We start from the raw sequence: 17,244 nt of genomic DNA, 5'->3' as shown, positions 1-17,244 counted from the left end.
GCTTAAGCAAATTTCAAACCATGTCTCCAATCTCGAAAGAATAAAAATTGAAATTCAACCGTTATAAAATTATTCCCTATTGATTGAACATGATAAAAAACAGCAATTAAAAATTAACATAATATAAGGCATCCTTTTTGCAGGAAATAAAAGACCTTATAAGCATTTCAGATTGTAATATTGAAAGAAACTATCGATCAGATTTAACATTTCATCTACAATTCATCTAATACTTTGTATCTTTAACTAATTAAAAAAAGACCCTAATGAAAATTGAACAAATATATACGGGCTGTCTGGCTCAGGGTGCCTATTATATTGTATCAGAAAACGAAGCTGTCATTATTGATCCACTAAGAGAAATAAAACCTTATCTGGAGCGCCTTGAAAAGGACAATGTCACTTTAAAATATATTTTTGAAACTCACTTCCATGCTGACTTTGTTTCCGGACATTTGGATTTAAGCAAGAAAACAGGTGCACCAATTGTCTACGGACCTACGGCTGCTCCTGAATTTGAAGCCATCATTGCACAGGACAACCAGATTTTTGAAATTGGAAAAGTAAAAATAAAAGTACTTCACACTCCTGGACACACTATGGAGAGCAGCACTTATCTTTTAATTGACGAAAATGGCATTGAAACTGCAATTTTCACAGGGGACACGTTATTCTTAGGAGATGTCGGACGACCTGACCTTGCCCAAAAGGCAACCAACCTGACTCAGGAAGATCTTGCCGGAATTTTATACGACAGTCTTCAGAATAAAATCATGCCTTTAGATGATAGTATAACCGTTTATCCTGCACACGGAGCGGGCTCTGCATGTGGAAAAAACATGCAAAAGGAAACGGTAGATATTTTAGGCAATCAAAAGAAAACCAATTACGCCCTTAACCAGCCTAATAAAGAATCTTTCATCAGAGAAGTATTAGACGGCCTTACTGCACCTCCGAAATATTTCGGAATGAATGTGGCGATGAATAAAGGTGGCTATGAAAGCATCGATGTTGTCATGGATAAAGGATTACATCCGGTTGATGCAGAAGATTTTGAAAAATTGGCAGAAGACACGGATGCTTTAATTCTGGACACAAGAAGTGCCGCAGAATTTCATAAAGGCTTTATCCCCAATTCCGTTAATATTGGATTAAAGGGTGATTTTGCCCCATGGGTAGGCACTTTAATTGTTGACGTGAAACATCCTCTATTATTGGTGACTGATCCGGGAACTGAAGAAGAAGTTATTACCAGATTAAGCAGAGTTGGATTCGACAATGTTGTCGGATATTTGAAAGGAGGTTTTGAAGCCTGGAAAGAAACCGGTAAAGAAACCGATGAAATTAAAAGAATTTCTCCTGTAGAGTTTGCAGAACAGTTTACTAAGGATGCTAAAGTAATAGATGTCAGAAAACTGACAGAATATTCTGCAGAACATATTGAAAATGCTTATAACAGACCATTGGACACGATAAGTGAATGGGCTCGCGGCATTGATGATTCTGAGCATTTCTTTCTTCATTGTGCAGGCGGATACAGAAGTATGATTGCAGCAAGCATTCTTAATTCACATGGAATCAGAAACTTTACAGAAATCGAAGGAGGTTTTAACGGCATCAAAAAAACAGAGAAATTCCCAACGACAGATTTTGTTTGTCAATCCAAAACATCATAAAGTAATAACAAAAAATCAATAATACATTTTAGAAATGATTTAAAAATTCTCGCTGATTGTACAGATTTTACAGATGAATCTGCCTGATTCGCGAAATCTGCGACAATATTATAAAGCAACTCATTCTTTAAATTGTATGTTTCATCAACCATTTAAAATTATGAAGATTAAAATCCTTGGATTTATTTTAGTGTCAGTTATTATTTTAAATTCTTGTACAACGACTCGTCTTGCTGAAGTATCCAAAGCTAATATTAAAGAAGTTGTAAACAATCCGGAAATCACATTGGTAGATGTAAGAATCCCGGAACAATATGCTGCAGGAACAGCTAAAAACGCCATCAATATTCCTTTGGCAGAAATTCAAAACAATATTGAAACGCTTAAGGGCAAAAAGGTGGTTGTTTTCTGTAATAAAGGACTACAGGCAGATCAAGCCATGGAGATTTTAAAGAAAAATGGCGTGGAAGCCTATGACGGAACCAGCTGGAAAAATGTAAAGGCTATTCAAGACGAATTGAACAAAAAATAAATTAATAAACTAAAACTATGTCACAAAAATTCCAGGAAATTATCAATTCTGAAAGACCTGTCCTTATTGACTTTTTTGCAACATGGTGTCAGCCTTGTAAAGTGCAGTCATCAGTTTTAAATACGGTAAAAGAAAATATTGGCGATGGTGCCAGAATTATAAAAGTAGATGTAGATCAGTATCCTGCACTAGCTGCCCAATATGGCGTTCGTGGTGTACCTACTTTAGCTATTTTCAAAAATGGTGAGCTTTTATGGAAAGAAAGCGGAGTGCATGATGTAAACACCTTGACTCAGCTTCTACAACAATATGTTTAAAATAAAAAAAATAAGGTTGAGACCAATGGTTCTCAACCTTATTTTTTATATCTGAATCGAGAAGCTATCCCGGTCATTTAAAAACTGAAAATGTTTTCTAAAGTCTTTCAGTTCATTCATGTTAAGTTCAGCAGACACAATATTCCCTTCTTTATGGGCAATCTCTGCTCCATCAGCAAAAAAACAATGAGAACTTTCTTGATACAATAAATCATTCCCGTCAGTTCCTATTCTATTCAAACCGAATACAAAAGATAGGTTTTCAATAGCTCTGGCTTTTAAAAGATGCTCCCATGCTCCTACTCTTTTTTCAGGCCAATTGGCAACATACAAAATAGCATCATAATCATCATTGTTTCTGGCAAAAACCGGAAAACGAAGATCATAGCACACCTGCAATAAGAATCTTACCCCCTTATATTCAACAATTACTCTATTTTTTCCGGGAGTATATACTTTATCTTCTCCTGAAAAGGAAAACAAATGTCTTTTGTTATAGAATGCCACTTCACCATCCGGTTGTACAAAATACATTCTATTGTAGAACTTACCATATTGTTCTACCGGAACACTCCCACAGAAAGCAGCATTTTTCTCTTTTGAAATTTTTTTCAAAAACTCTAAAGATTCTTCATTTCTGTCCGAAACTTCAGCTGCATCCATGCAAAAGCCCGTTGAAAACATTTCAGGGAGAAGAAATAAATCTGCGTTCAGATTTTGAAGTTCGTTTTCTATAATTTTAAAATTCTCTGCTTTATTTTTCCAGATGATATCTAAATTGAGTCCTACAAGCTTCATCTTTTTTATTTTTTAATTATTGAATTGCCATTTATTCTATAAAAGTACGCTTTTAAACTCGTTAAAGGAAAAAATAATATATAAATAACAATTGCCAGAGCTGAACTTTATATTTTTCACTAAAAAAGGATTTAATTAATATTTTTTTATACTTTTACCATGAAAACCAAACATCAACAACTTATGAAAAAATTTATTCTAACGTTCCTAGCGTTTATTGTATGCAGTTGTGCCAGCAATACTTTAGATGAAATTCAGAGTGAAAACACTCCACCGGTACAGAAAATAACGGCTAAAGTTGCTCAACAATACGACATCTTTTTAGTTGCAGGCCAATCTAATACCCATTACGGATATGGATATGATAAAAATATAGACACGACAGATCCGGATATTTTCCAAATGGGAAGATTTTACCCCTCTGACAAACAAATCATTGTTGCTTCCGAACCGCTTCATCATTGGACCGCCGCTCCAACCAATATTGGCTTTGCCTTAACTTTCGCTAAAAACTATAAAAAGTATTCCATAAAAGAAGATAGAAAAGTCTTACTTATCCCTTGTGGCTATGGAGGTACAACGATTGAACAATGGTCAAAAGGGATGCTATTATACAATGATGCGGTACAAAGAACCTTAAAGGCTTTGAACGAAAACCCGGGAAGCATTATCAAAGGAATTTTATGGCATCAGGGAGAATTTAACGTAGGCTATACGAATTACACAACCAACCTTGACAAATTCATCAGTGACATACGCAATGACCTGGGAAATCCAAATCTTCCGGTTGTATTAGGCGGGATGGTTCCTTTTTGGACCGATCAATATGATATCAGGAAAATCCAACAGGAAAACATTAAAAACACACCTAAAAGAGTACAAAAAACAGCTTATGTAGATCCAACGGTTCCTTTTGTCATTACCAAATCGAACAATTATTTTGATGATATTCATTATGATGCCAATGGCCAAAGAGAATTAGGAATAAGATATTACAATCAATATAAAACACTGGAATAATAAGCTTCTACCGGACGATAAAGAGCTACCTCATACTTTGGAATTTCAAAAATCCGTATTTCTTAATAAATGATAAAGTATTTCATTTTTATCCTTTTCGGTTTCATTTTTGATGCTGATAATTTTTATTAAAATCATTAAAAATTAGAAATTTATGAAGAAATTGGTTTTTATGGTGATGGTACTCTTTTGTGGAGCAGCAGTCAGTGCACAAGCATGGACCGGGAAAGGGGATCAAAAAATTCAGCTGGGACTGAGTGCCTGGGGATATGGAACGGGTGTAACAGGGACCTACGATTACGGTCTTAACAAGCTTATATCTGTAGGAGCAGGGATCAATGGATATTTCAGTAATTATAAAAACGACGATAAAGACAATCGTGTTTTTGTTTTCGGAAGACTGAATTTCCATTTACAGGAAGCTTTAAATCTACCATCAAAATGGGATATCTATCCGGGTGTTGACCTTGGTGTAGTGGGAAAAGATTTCGGAATAGGAGCTCACATCGGAGCACGTTACTTTTTCACCGAGAAGGTGGGCGTTTTTGCAGAAGTAGGAAACAATGGCAGTCTTGGGGTATCCTTCAATTTATAACCAATCGTATTTAAATATGACAAAGCTTCTCGTTTCGGGGAGCTTTTTTATTTGGCATAGTTTTGATAATTGTTACCTTTGCAAATTAAAATCTAAAATTTATTAATGGAAATAGCAATCAAACTCTTTCAGTTTATTCTGAGTATCTCTATATTAGTACTTCTTCACGAGCTTGGGCACTTTTTACCAGCTATATGGTTTAAAACCAGAGCAGAGAAATTTTTCCTGTTTTTTGATCCTTATTTTTCCATTTTCTCAATGAAAAAAATCAATGGAAAATGGCAATATAAATTCTTCTCGCAGAATCTGCCAGACACTGAAGTTATAGAAGTGAATGGAAAGAAGGAAGAAGTTCCAATCGATATATCAAAACTTCCCGATAATGACTGGAGAAAGTATCCTGAACAAACCAAATACGGTATTGGATGGCTTCCTTTCGGGGGATATGTAAAAATTGCAGGAATGGTGGATGAAAGTATGGATACCGCTCAAATGAAGAAGCCGGCTGAGCCATGGGAATTCAGATCCAAACCAGCTTGGCAACGGCTTATCATCATGTTAGGAGGGGTTACTGTAAACTTTTTCCTGGCATGGTTAATCTATAGCTGTTTATCATTCTTCAATGGGGAAACATATACTGATATTACGAAATTCAACAACGGTATTGAGGCCACAGATGCAGGAAAGAAAATGGGCTTCCAGAATGGTGATAAAATCATCAGTGTTGACGGAAAACCTGCAGAACGATTAGAAAATACTTCAATTAATATTCTTCTGGGTAATAATGTAACTGTTGAAAGAAACGGAAAAGAAGTTACTTTCCCGGTGAACGCAGACGGTGTTGCTGATGTTCTTAAACAAAAGGAAGCAAAGTTGTATATCTCTCCCAGACTACCGATGGTTATTGATTCCCTGGCAACTCCTTCATCTCAAGCTTCCGGCTTAGCAAAAGGAGATAAAATTGTAGGAATTGATGGTAAAAAAGCAGCTTTCTTTGATGAAGTAAGCAGTCTTTTAAATGAAAACAAAGGAAAAACAGTTGCTATTGATGTAGAAAGAAACGGAGCTGTACAAACATTACCTTCTGTTTCGGTTGATAAAAACGGGAAATTGGGAGTAGCCATTGATACTAAGAGTATTGCAAAATCAATTGTAACCAATAAAACATATTCTTTCGGAGAATGTATTCCAAGAGGATTTACCAGAACTATTGAAGCACTAACTACTCAGGTAAAGCAATTCAAGATCATGTTCAATTCTAAAGTTCAGGGATATAAAAACGTAGGCGGACCTATCGCTATTGTAAAGAATATGCCTGTTGACAAAGATGCCCATGGAGGAATTTCCATTAACTGGACAGCCTTTTGGAGTTTTACAGCAATGTTCTCTGTATGGTTGGCATTCTTAAACCTTATTCCTATTCCGGGACTTGATGGTGGGCATGTATTATTTACTTTATATGAGATTATTGTTGGAAAACCGGTTCCTCAAAAAGTTTTGGAAAACGCACAAATGATCGGAGTTATCTTCCTGTTAGGCTTGATGTTACTGATCTTTGGAAGTGATATCTTCAAAGTCTTTACAGGAAAATTATAATTTTTTTGAAATTTTTTCTTAAAAATATTTGTAGGGTATAAATATTCGTCCTATATTTGCACCACTTAAAACAAAGGACATTCCTCCTTAGCTCAGTTGGTTAGAGCATCTGACTGTTAATCAGAGGGTCGCTGGTTCGAGCCCAGCAGGAGGAGCCAAGAAAGACTTACAGAAATGTAGGTCTTTTTTTATTTTCACTCTTAACAGCTTTTACAAATTAATTTTACAGAGAAGAATGGATCAGGCTTCCAAATTTGGAAGATATTTTTTAGGGATTCAAAATTAAACAACAAAACCGACACTATTATATACTGATATATACTGACTAGAATTTATACTATCTCAATTCTATATCATTTAGCTAGTCACTCTCTATTAAAGATATTTATGTATATAAATTTAATTCATTGAAAAATAAATCAATAGCTATTTTCGTTTAATAATAAGGTGTAAAAACTTGTTTGGTACGGATATTCCTATTATATTTGCACCACTTAAAACAAAGGAACATTCCTCCTTAGCTCAGTTGGTTAGAGCATCTGACTGTTAATCAGAGGGTCGCTGGTTCGAGCCCAGCAGGAGGAGCAAAAAGACTTACAGAAATGTAGGTCTTTTTTTATTATATTAATGATGTAATTGTGAATATAAGTCGTAAAAATCGCGGCATTTTTAGAGCTATATTAATTCACTGATTCTTTTTATTTTAAGTCACAAAATCCCTTATTTAATTTTTAACAAATTGTAGTATTATTTTCGTTACATTTGCGTTCTTACATAGAATATAATTTTTTTTTATTTTTTTTCTATTTTTTAAATAAACTGCATGCTTTTTGTTTGTGCTAATTGCTTGAAGAACCGAATGATGTTAAATAATAACTTTAAACACAAATATTTATTTTTTTTCCTGTTTTTTACCGGCTTTGTATATGCACAAAACAAAGCTAGCGGTAAGATTGTTGATGAAAAAAATAACAAAGAACTTAGCAAGGTTGATATTTTTATCAATAACGACAAAACTCCTTCCCTTACAACAACTTCAGGCAACTTTATGGTACAGTCTGATAGTATCATTTACAAGCTAAAATTTTCCAGAAAAAATTACACATCTGAAACCTTAGATGTCACTCCCGAGAATGCAGAAAACATTTTTGTTCAACTTTCCCAGGCGCAGGTAAGCAATATTCAGGAAATTGTCCTCAATAGCGGAAAGCCTAAATACAAAAGCAAAAAGGAGAATCCGGCTTATGCCATTATGCAAAAAGTTTGGGATCGTAAGAGAAATAATGGTTTAGAAAAATTCGATACATACTCATACAAAGAATATGAGAAAACAGAATTTGATCTGAATAATATTGATAGTGCATTTATGAAGAAAAAAATCTTCAAAAAAATGGACTTTATCTTCGATTACGCAGATTCTACTGCAAGCGGAAGATTAGGACTTCCTATTTTCCTCAATGAAGCCGTCTACGAAAATTACGGAAAAAATAACCCGGAAAAAGACAGCAAGAGAACATTAGTTGCCCAAAAAACGTCCGGATTTCAGGATAATCAGGTAATCACTGTTTCTGCAAAAAACCTTTATCGGGATATCAACATCTATGATAATACACTTAATTATTTTGATATCGGATTTCAAAGCCCGGCAGGATCGGATGGATTTGCCACTTACGACTATAGTTTAGTGGATACCATTGATATTCGTGGTGAAAAAGCCTTCCACATAAGATATCAGCCTAAAAGAAAGGATATTCTGGCATTTCAGGGTAACCTTTATATTGATACAGATACTTATGCCGTTATAGGAGCGACTTTAAAATCAACTCAGAAAATAAATGTGAACTTCGTCAACAGCGTATCCACACAACTGGAATATGATAATCCTGATGAAACAACTTTCCTTCCTAAAAAACTCGTTACAGAATTTGAAATAAGTCCTTTTTCAAAAAAGAAAGGCTCCAAAAGCATTATTGCTAAAAGATCGGTAGATTACTCCGATTATCAATTCAACAAACCTCTAGATCCAAAAGTCTTTAAAAGAAAAGAGGAGGAGTACGAGGACAAGTTTATTGAAAAAGATGAAGCCTACTGGACAAAAGCCAGACCCGATACATTATCCAAATCCGAGCAAGGAGTCTACAAGATGCTTGATCAGCTTCAGCAGACCCCAAAATTCAACCGAATGGTAAAGTTATTCGAAACTCTAGGCTCGCGCCACTATAACGCCTTCAAAGGGTTTGATTTTGGACCTATCTTTTCAATATACGGAAGAAATAAGGTAGAAGGAGACAGAATAAGACTGGGCGGAAGGACTTATTTTGGACTTAATGATATGTGGAGAGCTCAGTTCTATACAGCTTACGGATTTAAAGATCAACAGATAAAATACGGTATTGAAGCAAGATATATGTTTAATAAGCTAAACCGATTTATGGTAGGAGCCGGAACAAGCAGAGATATTGTACAACTTGGAGGAGCTTTAACCAGCGGCGACGGTGTTACAACCAATCAATCTGCTTCTACATTCTTTGCAAGAGGAGAAAATAATTCTTTAAGTTCTGTAAATCAAACTAAAATATTTGCAGCGATTGAACCTTGGAAAAACATACAACTAAGAGTAGACGGCGTTATGCAAAGTATTAAATCTGCCAATCTGGAACTTTTTAATCTTATGTATTATAAAGATGGAAATTTAAGACAGACCGTGAATGATTCTCATGTTACGTTCAGTATTATTGCAAAACCAGGAGCAAAATTCTCTCAAACCGGAATAGACAGATACCAGGCGAGAAACCTGGCTCCGACGATTGTATTAAGATACACGAGAGGTATCCAAGGACTTTTCAATGCGGACTTTAATTATGATAAAGTTCAATTTATGTTTTCTAAACCATTTTTATTGGGGACTTTAGGCAAAACTGTTGTTAATTTTGAGGCAGGAAAAAATTTCAATACAGTTCCGTTAGCATTACAAAACATCATCCCGGCAAACCTTTCATATGGACTGGTCCCTAACACTTTTGCACAACTTAATTATTATGAATTTGTAGCAGATGCATATACTACGCTCAATATTGAGCATCATTTTAACGGGAAAATCCTTTCTTATATCCCATTGATCAAAAAACTGAAACTTCGAGAAGTAGCCTTTATCAGAGGAGCCTATGGAACTTTAAGCGACGCTTCTAAAGCCATTAACGTAGAAGGGTTTAAGTATTCTGCTCCAAGTGATCATATTTATTATGAATATGGATTCGGTATTGAAAATATAGGAATAGGTAACCTTAGACTCTTCAGAGTTGATTTTAACTGGAGAGGAAATTACCTTGATAGGCCGGATATTTCGAAATTTGGTGTTAAAGCAGGAATACAGGTAGGATTCTAAATAAGAAATGATATAAAACAGTTCGGCGGCTTCAAAGAAGCCGCCGAACTTTATTGTAATAATGTGTATTAAAAACACTCACAAGGTTCTTCCACATCTAGTAGGCAATGTATTTTTTGCCAGGGAGTCAATCCGCACCATGTAGTACATGATGTGGTCGGTTTAGGTGGGCATTGTTCCGCAGCTCCACCATTAATGGTTTTTAGATTCTTCTTTGTTAATTTTCTCAAATTTTTCATAGTTATTTGTTTTAGTTTTGTGCGCTTACTCTATATGCTTTTCAGCAATCGAAATGACTTATTTCGGCATTAACAAATATATCAATATTTCACCATGAAAAGAATACCGATAAAAACGTTTAACAGTTTTTATTCTTTATTTTTTGATCAGCTTTGTTGATTTTTCTTCTTTATCTGACTTAAGAATCAGATAATACACTCCGGAAGGTAAATATTGAATATTAATAAAACCTCTTTCCTGCACCTTTCCTTCATCCAGTATTTTTCCTGTCTCATCTGCAAGCCTATAAGTTGTAAAGCTGCTATCTTTTATATAAACATAATCTGTCGCAGGATTAGGATATACTTCTATTTCTTTTTTAGCTATTGTATTTTGTACTCCTAAATTGGATGAGCCGACAAGCCAAACCACAGCATTCACAAGAAGAGGTCTATGATTTCCGTTTGCATCTGCCGTATATCCGTTATATAAAGTATCATTAGGATCTCCGGTTCCATCATCCGGCACAGAGCTATCTCCCAATGCACATACTCTACCATTTCCATAAGTTGATGTAGCAAACATTACATTCGTACTTCCCGTTGTTGAAGAACCTGTTGTAAATACCAGGCCTTGCACGGAAGTATTACTGTTTTTATCTAACGTCATCGTTGCTCCATTTGAAAATTTCATTTGAGTAGGAGTTCCTTGCGGACCTGATAGAATAGTAGGATTTGTACCGGTCGCGGCAAAGTTGGATGTAACCGGCGATACATTATTCAGATCAAAGCTGATTCCGAAAGGGTTGGTTACCACTCCATTGGTTGTAAAAAAATCATTCCAGATAGCGGGGGAATCCCACCCATCACTATTTCTATCACTTTGATTATGGTCTGAGATCATAAAAAGTCCACCACCATTGGCTACGAAATTCAATAATGCAGTCTTCTCTGTGGCAGTAAATTTAATGTTGGGTTCATCGATGATAAAAACCTTATAATTCGATAAATCTTGTGTATTGGTTGAATCTCCATAGGTAATACTTCCATTATATGGTAAAGTTTCCACCACATATCCTTGTCGAACCAGATCAATTCCCCAGTTGCTTAGGGCACCTTGCCAATAAGTCTCAGGAGTTGTTGCCGTAATTCCGCTTTGTGAAGGCGTGGGAATTCTTTGGGGATTAGATTCTGTTCCGGTTGTTGTTATTCCGGTAGCAGTATATTTAAGATTATAAACATCTGCATCTATAACCCAATCTGCATTCCCTGCTGTTTCAGCTTTTGTAGCATCAAACAAAACTTTTATTTGTGCCTGCCAACTCATGGTAGTCAGCATACCCAACATCAGTATAATTTTTCTCATGTTTTAATTTATTTAAAATGGGAGACAAAATTATAATACTTTGATATTCATCGAGCTGATAAAAATTAAAATTCTATTAAAATTTAAGCATGAGAAAAACCACAAGATGAAAAACATTTAAAAAGCCCCGACAAAAATGTCGGGGCTTCTATTTTTATAAAACGCTATGAATTATGCGTTTGGTTCTACAGATACGAAAGATCTGTTGTTTGCTTTCTTTCTGAAAACTACTTTACCGTCTACTAATGCAAACAAAGTGTGGTCTTTACCGATTCCCACGTTATCACCTGGGTGGTGTTGAGTACCTCTTTGTCTAACAATAATGTTTCCAGCAATAGCTTCTTGTCCTCCGAAAATCTTCACACCTAATCTTTTAGAGTGAGACTCTCTACCGTTCTTGGAACTACCGACTCCTTTCTTGTGTGCCATTTTATTAGTGGATTATTATTATTTGTTAAGTGCTTTAAAGTTTTCGATATTCTTAGCGATAGCAGCATCTACATCTTCATGAGTAAGAACATCTTTACCTAATTCAGCTTTTACTTCTTTACCTAAAGCGATTAACGCTTCTCTGTTTTCTTTAGACTGAGACAATCCGTTTTTCTTTAAGTGATAGTTCAACTCGTGATCTTCACCAAAGTTAACAGTTGCGTGGTCAGAAAGAACTTCAGCTTTCACAGTTTCTTTTTTAGCAGCTTTTTTAGCTCCACCTTCAAAACCAGTAATACCAGTGATTACGATTTGAGTTAAAGATTGTCTGTGACCGTTTTTCACTTTGTAACCTTTTCTTCTTTTCTTTTTGAAAACGATTACTTTATCAGCTTTAACGTGGTCAAGGATCTCTGCTTCTACAGTGATTCCGTTTACAGCTGGGGCGCCTACAGTGATTGCACCGTTTACAGTAAGAAGAACTTTATCGAAAGAAACTTTTCCTCCTTTGTCTCCTTTTAAACGGTTTACAAACAACTTCTGGTCTTGCTCAACTTTGTATTGAAGCCCTGCTATTTCTACAATTGCAAACATTGTTTATAAATTTTTAGTTATTTCGAGGTGCAAATATAAGAATAATTTTCTAAATAGCTTACAATCAAAGGCATGTTTTTTTATTAATATCTTATTCACTACACAATGAATAAATTTTAACATTAAAGTATTCACACATAGAAGATAATTTCTTACCTTCGTTCTGCCAAACCAATAATTATTATGAAAAAAAACTTTAATCTCTGCTTCTTAGCAGGTGTTATTGCTGTATCTACATTGACAGCATGCAGCGATGACAAAATGGAAGACACTGTCTTACCTGAAAAACAAACCCTTAGTGCAAAAATCGAACAGCCCGGACCACTAGAAAAAGTATGCTACTATGTGGACAACAACTGGAGTAACACATCAGTACTTCTGAACGGACTTCAAAACTCTGCAGACACCAGTTTTATGAATTCGCTCATGACAAGTATTGCGAGTATGTGGGGAAGAAGTAATCCTGTTTTACAATTCGTAAATGATCCGTCTAATCCTAATTCAACTTACAATGCTATTTCTTATGGCAACGGAAGAATTTATTATGGTTATGCGATTTACTATGATGCTAAAGCAAAGGGTGGTGATATTGTGAATGCCATGATCCTTGCCCACGAGTATGGACATCAGTTACAGTATGCCTATAATTTACCTTCCGTACAGGAAAGTACTGCCAGACCGAATGAACTAGAAGCTGACGGATTTGCAGGTTATTATTTGAGAAGACCGAATGGTTACAACAAAACAGACTTTTCACAAATTGCGGCCGCTTACGAATTTGCACAAAGCATTGGGGATTATCAAACAAGCAGCCCCGGCCACCATGGTACTCCTGCACAAAGGAGATCTGCCGTACGTCTAGGGTTCCTTCTTGGCCAGTATAATCTTACTGCTGCAAACTTTGACTATAACTTCTTCTATTATTATCAAGGAGTTTTGAATGGCACTTATAAAATGGCCAAAAACACAGTCAACCCGGAAATTGATGCTTATATGAGCCAATACATTGACGAGTTGAGAAAAATCCAGACAGGAGAAATTTCTGCTGAGGAATTTAAGCACTTAAAATAACGAAACATTCATTTTTAGCATATTTTAAGAAAGGAGGCAGACATTGAGTCTGCCTTTCTTTATTGACTTCTATTGAGATTATCCAAAATTTCACAAAACAAAAATTATGCTTCGCATAATTTTTGTTTATAAAAAACTCACTCCATGTTGATTATTTTATAAATTCGTAATGCTAAAAAAACAACATTATGAAAAAAATCTTAACTCCCTGCTTTCTGGCAGGTGCTATCGCTGTATTTTCATTAACAGCATGTCAAAATGACAAAATGGAAGAATCAACTCCAAACGAAACATTAACAGCCAATGCAAAGCCCGAGCAACCCAATTTATTGGAAAAAGCTTGCTCTTTTGTAGACTTTAACTGGTCATGGACAGCTGTTCTGAGAACATCATTACCCGATAGTGATGACACAAATTTTATGAACACACAAATGGCAAATATAGCCAGCATGTGGGGTAAAAGTACACCAACATTACGATTTGTAGAAGATCTGATACAAGCCAATAAGACTTATAATGCAATGTCTTATCAAAATGGCTATAAGATCTACTATGGATACGACATCTTCAAAGATGCAAAAGCAAAAGGCGGAAATATTGTAAATGCATTTATTCTTGGACACGAATTTGGGCATCAATTACAATACATGTACAATCTTCCTACAGTAAAAGAATCAACAGGAAGACCTAATGATTTAGAAGCTGATGGCTTTGGTGGTTATTATCTGAGAAGGCCTAACGGTTATAATAAAACCACATTCTCTGAAGTTGCGGCGGCTTATGAATTCGCACAAAGCATTGGAGACTATGATACTACAAACCAAAACCACCATGGTACCCCGGCCCAAAGAAGATCAGCAGTTCGTTTAGGCTTCCTTATCGGACAATATGATGTCTCGCCGAAGGATTTTGACACTACCTTCTTTGCCTATTACAATGGTGTTTTAGATGGCTCATATAAAATGGCAGACAATAAAATAAAGCCGGAAATTAAAGCTTATTTAGACCAATACGTGGATGAATTGAAAAAAATCAAATCTGGGGAAATTACAGCAGAACAATTTAAACAACTTCAATAAACACTCACATACATTTTTAACAATTTTAATGGGAAGAGGCAGGCTTAGGTCTGCCTCTCTCTTTATTCATTTGAAAAATATCAAAACTTTATTTACTTTTGATCCATATCTATCATAATGAACAGAGATCTCTATATTGATTTTGCAAAAGGGCTTGCCACCCTTTCTATTATATTCATCCATACAGCATTCTGGTCAGGGCAGTTTTATATTCCTGCGGAAGTGAGAGTTTTTTCTCTTGTATTTGATGTTCCCCTCTTTTATGCCCTAAGCGGAATTACTTCCGGATCAAATATCGAGAAAACTTTTTACCGATTACTGAAGTTACAAATCACCTATATGATCTTTGTAACTTTTCTGTTCTTTTTAGATTATTTCTTTAAAGTCTTCGGCCTGACTTTCTTTTCCTTGGAGTGGCTTCAGGATTTTTATTCAACTTTTGGATCTAAATATGCTACAACTCCCATTTCAACGTCTCCCCAATGGCAGAATTTAGGGAATTGGTATCTTCATCAATACACTAATGCAGATACTTTTCCGGTAGTAATGGGAAGTTTCTGGTACCTTAAAGTGTATTTCATCCTCACTTTATTTGGGGTATTAATCTTAAGGTTCTTTCCTAAACATATTAATTGGTTCATTGCTCTTTGTATTGGCCTAACCTTATTTTTCAACATTTTTCCCGAATATTACCCAACCGGACAGGTTGGCTATGTAGCATTTTATCTGGCGATATTTTTAATAGGAAATAAAATACGTGGAAAAAAAATTCCAACCAAAGCAATTCCTGTTTTATATACTTTTGTTGCAGGAGCTCTATTTTGGCTGTTCTGGTTTTATGGCAATGAAATTTTTTATAAAATCAATAAAAATAAATTCCCTCCACAAATCCCTTATGTCATTTGGGCACAATTTTCATTGGTGACCTTATTTGTTTTATATAACAGATTAAAAATTACAAAAGACAACCTCATCACCCACATTGGGAAGAATGCCATTTTCTTCTACTTTGCTCAGGGGATAAGTTCATCATTAGTTTATTTTCTAGTCGTTCCTTTGAAGGAAAGTATGCCGTGGTGGAGCTTGATGATCATTATTTATGGTATCAATATTATTTTAGCTTTCATTATTTCAGCAGGCCTGAAAAGAATAGATACTGTGGGATGGAAGATTTTGGAATTTCTAAGAAGAAAGACAGCATCTTAAGATTTTAATGAGGATTTTGAAATAAAATCAGTATTCTTACTCCAATTTGATTAAATTTACAAAAAATTTACAACATGTTTAAGTTGAAACTACCTACCGATCCAAGGTGGGCAAATATTGCGGAAGGAAACATTGAAGAAATTTTAACGGATCATGCATGGTGCGAGCAAAAGGCAGCAACCAATGCAATTACCCTGATCACGATGCTTCCCGAATATCCTGAAATGGTAACCGAGCTACTTGCAATAGCACAAGAAGAACTTGATCATTTTAACCAGGTTCATGAAATCATCAAAAAAAGGGGGTATACCTTTGGAAGAGCAAGAAAAGATGACTACGTCAACGAGTTGGCAAAATTTATCATTCAGGGGAGCAGAGAAGATTTGATTGTAGATAAAATGCTTTTTGCAGCAATGATCGAAGCCAGAAGTTGTGAAAGATTTAAAGTCCTTACAGAAAACATTAAAGACGAAGAATTAAAAATTTTCTACAGAGAGCTTATGATTTCCGAAGCCAATCATTACACCACATTCATTGGGTTTGCAAGACAACTTGGAGATCCGGATAAAGTGAACGAGCGTTGGGATGCGTGGCTGGAGTATGAAGCCAACATTATTAAATCCTACGGGAACAAAGAAACCATTCATGGTTAAAATATAAAATAGTAAAGAATATACGTTGAAGAAACCGGCTTTCGAAAATATAGCTAATCTTTTCCTGAAAAACTTTTTTCAGGGATTGGTAATCATTGGACCAATTGGTCTTACCATTTTTGTGATTTGGTATATTGTAAGTGCTATTGACAATCTCGTGCCTTCTCTTGCGAAGCAGGTTCCGGGACTTGTTTTCGTTTCAACCATATTATTTACTGCTATTTTAGGATACCTAGGCAATAAATTCGTAATAGGCAGATTTTTTTTCGACACGATGGATAGCCTACTGGAAAAAACACCTGGAGTAAAACACATTTACACCCCAACAAAAGACGTCATGTCTTCATTTGTAGGCGATAAAAAAAAGTTCAACGATCCTGTTTGGGTAAAAACCAATGAAAATCCTGAAATCTGGAGAATCGGATTTTTAACCCAAAAAGAAATGGCTGATGTTGATAAACATAACTACGTTGCGGTATATCTACCCCATTCATATGCCATATCCGGCTGGGTGATTGTTACCGAAGAAAAAAATATAAAACCAGTTGTAGGAATGACTGCAGCTTCAGCAATGAAGTTTGCAGTAAGTGGCGGTGTTGCCGGATTCCATTCTGACGAAAATATTTTTAAAGCCCCTGAATAACCCCCTTTACTTTTATTTCAAAAACACTTATTAGTGATTTAAAATATCCGATGATTTAAAAATTAT

Annotated in this window: 17 protein-coding genes and 2 tRNA genes; 14 read left to right on the top strand and 5 right to left on the bottom strand. The window is 35.4% G+C overall.

Translation table 11 applies throughout. From position 1 onward, the window contains the following. The first annotated feature begins 266 nt into the window (after nucleotides 1–266). From CW752_RS14970 to CW752_RS14960, 3 genes are all read left to right on the top strand, one after another. Nucleotides 267–1,676, top strand: coding sequence for an MBL fold metallo-hydrolase (locus CW752_RS14970; protein WP_101240507.1), 1,410 nt, complete (start codon nucleotides 267–269; stop codon nucleotides 1,674–1,676). A 160-nt stretch (nucleotides 1,677–1,836) separates the two neighbouring features. Beyond that, nucleotides 1,837–2,208, top strand: coding sequence for a rhodanese-like domain-containing protein (locus tag CW752_RS14965; protein ID WP_185117646.1), 372 nt, complete (start codon nucleotides 1,837–1,839; stop codon nucleotides 2,206–2,208). Between the two features lie 17 nt (nucleotides 2,209–2,225). Next, complete coding sequence (locus tag CW752_RS14960) at nucleotides 2,226–2,525, top strand: thioredoxin family protein (RefSeq protein WP_101240505.1); 300 nt, start codon at nucleotides 2,226–2,228, stop codon at nucleotides 2,523–2,525. A 45-nt stretch (nucleotides 2,526–2,570) separates the two neighbouring features. Here CW752_RS14960 and CW752_RS14955 read toward each other — a convergent pair whose 3' ends face one another. Then, on the bottom strand, nucleotides 2,571–3,323 hold the full coding sequence (locus CW752_RS14955) for a nitrilase-related carbon-nitrogen hydrolase (RefSeq protein WP_101240504.1): 753 nt from the start codon (nucleotides 3,321–3,323) through the stop codon (nucleotides 2,571–2,573). A gap of 183 nt (nucleotides 3,324–3,506) precedes the next feature. Here CW752_RS14955 and CW752_RS14950 point away from each other — a divergent pair, with 183 nt between their 5' ends. The 6 genes from CW752_RS14950 (at nucleotide 3,507) to CW752_RS14925 (ending at nucleotide 9,919) form a co-directional block, all read left to right on the top strand. Further along, nucleotides 3,507–4,343 (top strand): sialate O-acetylesterase, encoded by an 837-nt coding sequence (locus CW752_RS14950; RefSeq protein WP_185117645.1) that lies wholly within the window; start codon nucleotides 3,507–3,509, stop codon nucleotides 4,341–4,343. A 154-nt stretch (nucleotides 4,344–4,497) separates the two neighbouring features. Continuing rightward, on the top strand, nucleotides 4,498–4,938 hold the full coding sequence (locus CW752_RS14945; RefSeq protein ID WP_101240502.1) for a DUF6646 family protein: 441 nt from the start codon (nucleotides 4,498–4,500) through the stop codon (nucleotides 4,936–4,938). A gap of 105 nt (nucleotides 4,939–5,043) precedes the next feature. Continuing rightward, complete coding sequence (gene rseP / locus CW752_RS14940) at nucleotides 5,044–6,534, top strand: RIP metalloprotease RseP (protein ID WP_101240501.1); 1,491 nt, start codon at nucleotides 5,044–5,046, stop codon at nucleotides 6,532–6,534. A gap of 81 nt (nucleotides 6,535–6,615) precedes the next feature. Continuing rightward, a tRNA-Asn gene (locus CW752_RS14935) sits at nucleotides 6,616–6,692 on the top strand. Nucleotides 6,693–7,045: 353 nt separating this feature from the next. Next, a tRNA-Asn gene (locus CW752_RS14930) sits at nucleotides 7,046–7,119 on the top strand. Nucleotides 7,120–7,393: 274 nt separating this feature from the next. After that, nucleotides 7,394–9,919, top strand: coding sequence for a DUF5686 family protein (locus CW752_RS14925; protein ID WP_228401804.1), 2,526 nt, complete (start codon nucleotides 7,394–7,396; stop codon nucleotides 9,917–9,919). A gap of 68 nt (nucleotides 9,920–9,987) precedes the next feature. On the opposite strand, the gene CW752_RS17150 is transcribed toward CW752_RS14925, so the two are convergent. From CW752_RS17150 to rplU, 4 genes are all read right to left on the bottom strand, one after another. Continuing rightward, nucleotides 9,988–10,158 carry a bacteriocin-like protein gene (locus CW752_RS17150; RefSeq protein ID WP_410493649.1) on the bottom strand — a complete coding sequence of 57 codons (171 nt, stop codon included), beginning with the start codon at nucleotides 10,156–10,158 and terminating at the stop codon, nucleotides 9,988–9,990. Between the two features lie 136 nt (nucleotides 10,159–10,294). Further along, a complete protein-coding gene (locus tag CW752_RS14920; protein ID WP_101240499.1) occupies nucleotides 10,295–11,503 on the bottom strand; it encodes a T9SS type A sorting domain-containing protein in 1,209 nt (402 codons plus the stop codon). A gap of 171 nt (nucleotides 11,504–11,674) precedes the next feature. Then, nucleotides 11,675–11,932, bottom strand: coding sequence for a 50S ribosomal protein L27 (gene rpmA, locus CW752_RS14915; RefSeq protein ID WP_002984034.1), 258 nt, complete (start codon nucleotides 11,930–11,932; stop codon nucleotides 11,675–11,677). Between the two features lie 18 nt (nucleotides 11,933–11,950). Next, nucleotides 11,951–12,526, bottom strand: a complete 576-nt coding sequence (gene rplU, locus CW752_RS14910) for a 50S ribosomal protein L21 (RefSeq protein ID WP_101240498.1) — start codon at nucleotides 12,524–12,526, stop codon at nucleotides 11,951–11,953. A 183-nt stretch (nucleotides 12,527–12,709) separates the two neighbouring features. Between rplU and CW752_RS14905 the strand changes: the two genes are divergently transcribed. The 5 genes from CW752_RS14905 (at nucleotide 12,710) to CW752_RS14885 (ending at nucleotide 17,178) form a co-directional block, all read left to right on the top strand. After that, nucleotides 12,710–13,597: a metalloprotease gene (locus CW752_RS14905; protein ID WP_101240497.1), complete on the top strand. Its 888-nt coding sequence runs from the start codon at nucleotides 12,710–12,712 to the stop codon at nucleotides 13,595–13,597. 188 nt (nucleotides 13,598–13,785) lie between these two features. Beyond that, on the top strand, nucleotides 13,786–14,676 hold the full coding sequence (locus CW752_RS14900) for a metalloprotease (RefSeq protein WP_101240496.1): 891 nt from the start codon (nucleotides 13,786–13,788) through the stop codon (nucleotides 14,674–14,676). A 117-nt stretch (nucleotides 14,677–14,793) separates the two neighbouring features. Then, on the top strand, nucleotides 14,794–15,882 hold the full coding sequence (locus CW752_RS14895) for an acyltransferase family protein (RefSeq protein WP_101240495.1): 1,089 nt from the start codon (nucleotides 14,794–14,796) through the stop codon (nucleotides 15,880–15,882). 74 nt (nucleotides 15,883–15,956) lie between these two features. After that, nucleotides 15,957–16,535, top strand: a complete 579-nt coding sequence (locus CW752_RS14890; RefSeq protein WP_101240494.1) for a tRNA-(ms[2]io[6]A)-hydroxylase — start codon at nucleotides 15,957–15,959, stop codon at nucleotides 16,533–16,535. A gap of 25 nt (nucleotides 16,536–16,560) precedes the next feature. Next, nucleotides 16,561–17,178, top strand: coding sequence for a DUF502 domain-containing protein (locus CW752_RS14885; protein ID WP_101240493.1), 618 nt, complete (start codon nucleotides 16,561–16,563; stop codon nucleotides 17,176–17,178). Nucleotides 17,179–17,244: the final 66 nt, after the last annotated feature.

This window comes from Chryseobacterium sp. PMSZPI (assembly GCF_002835665.1).
Lineage (GTDB): Bacteria > Bacteroidota > Bacteroidia > Flavobacteriales > Weeksellaceae > Chryseobacterium.
This window is presented reverse-complemented; position numbering and strand designations above follow the sequence as displayed.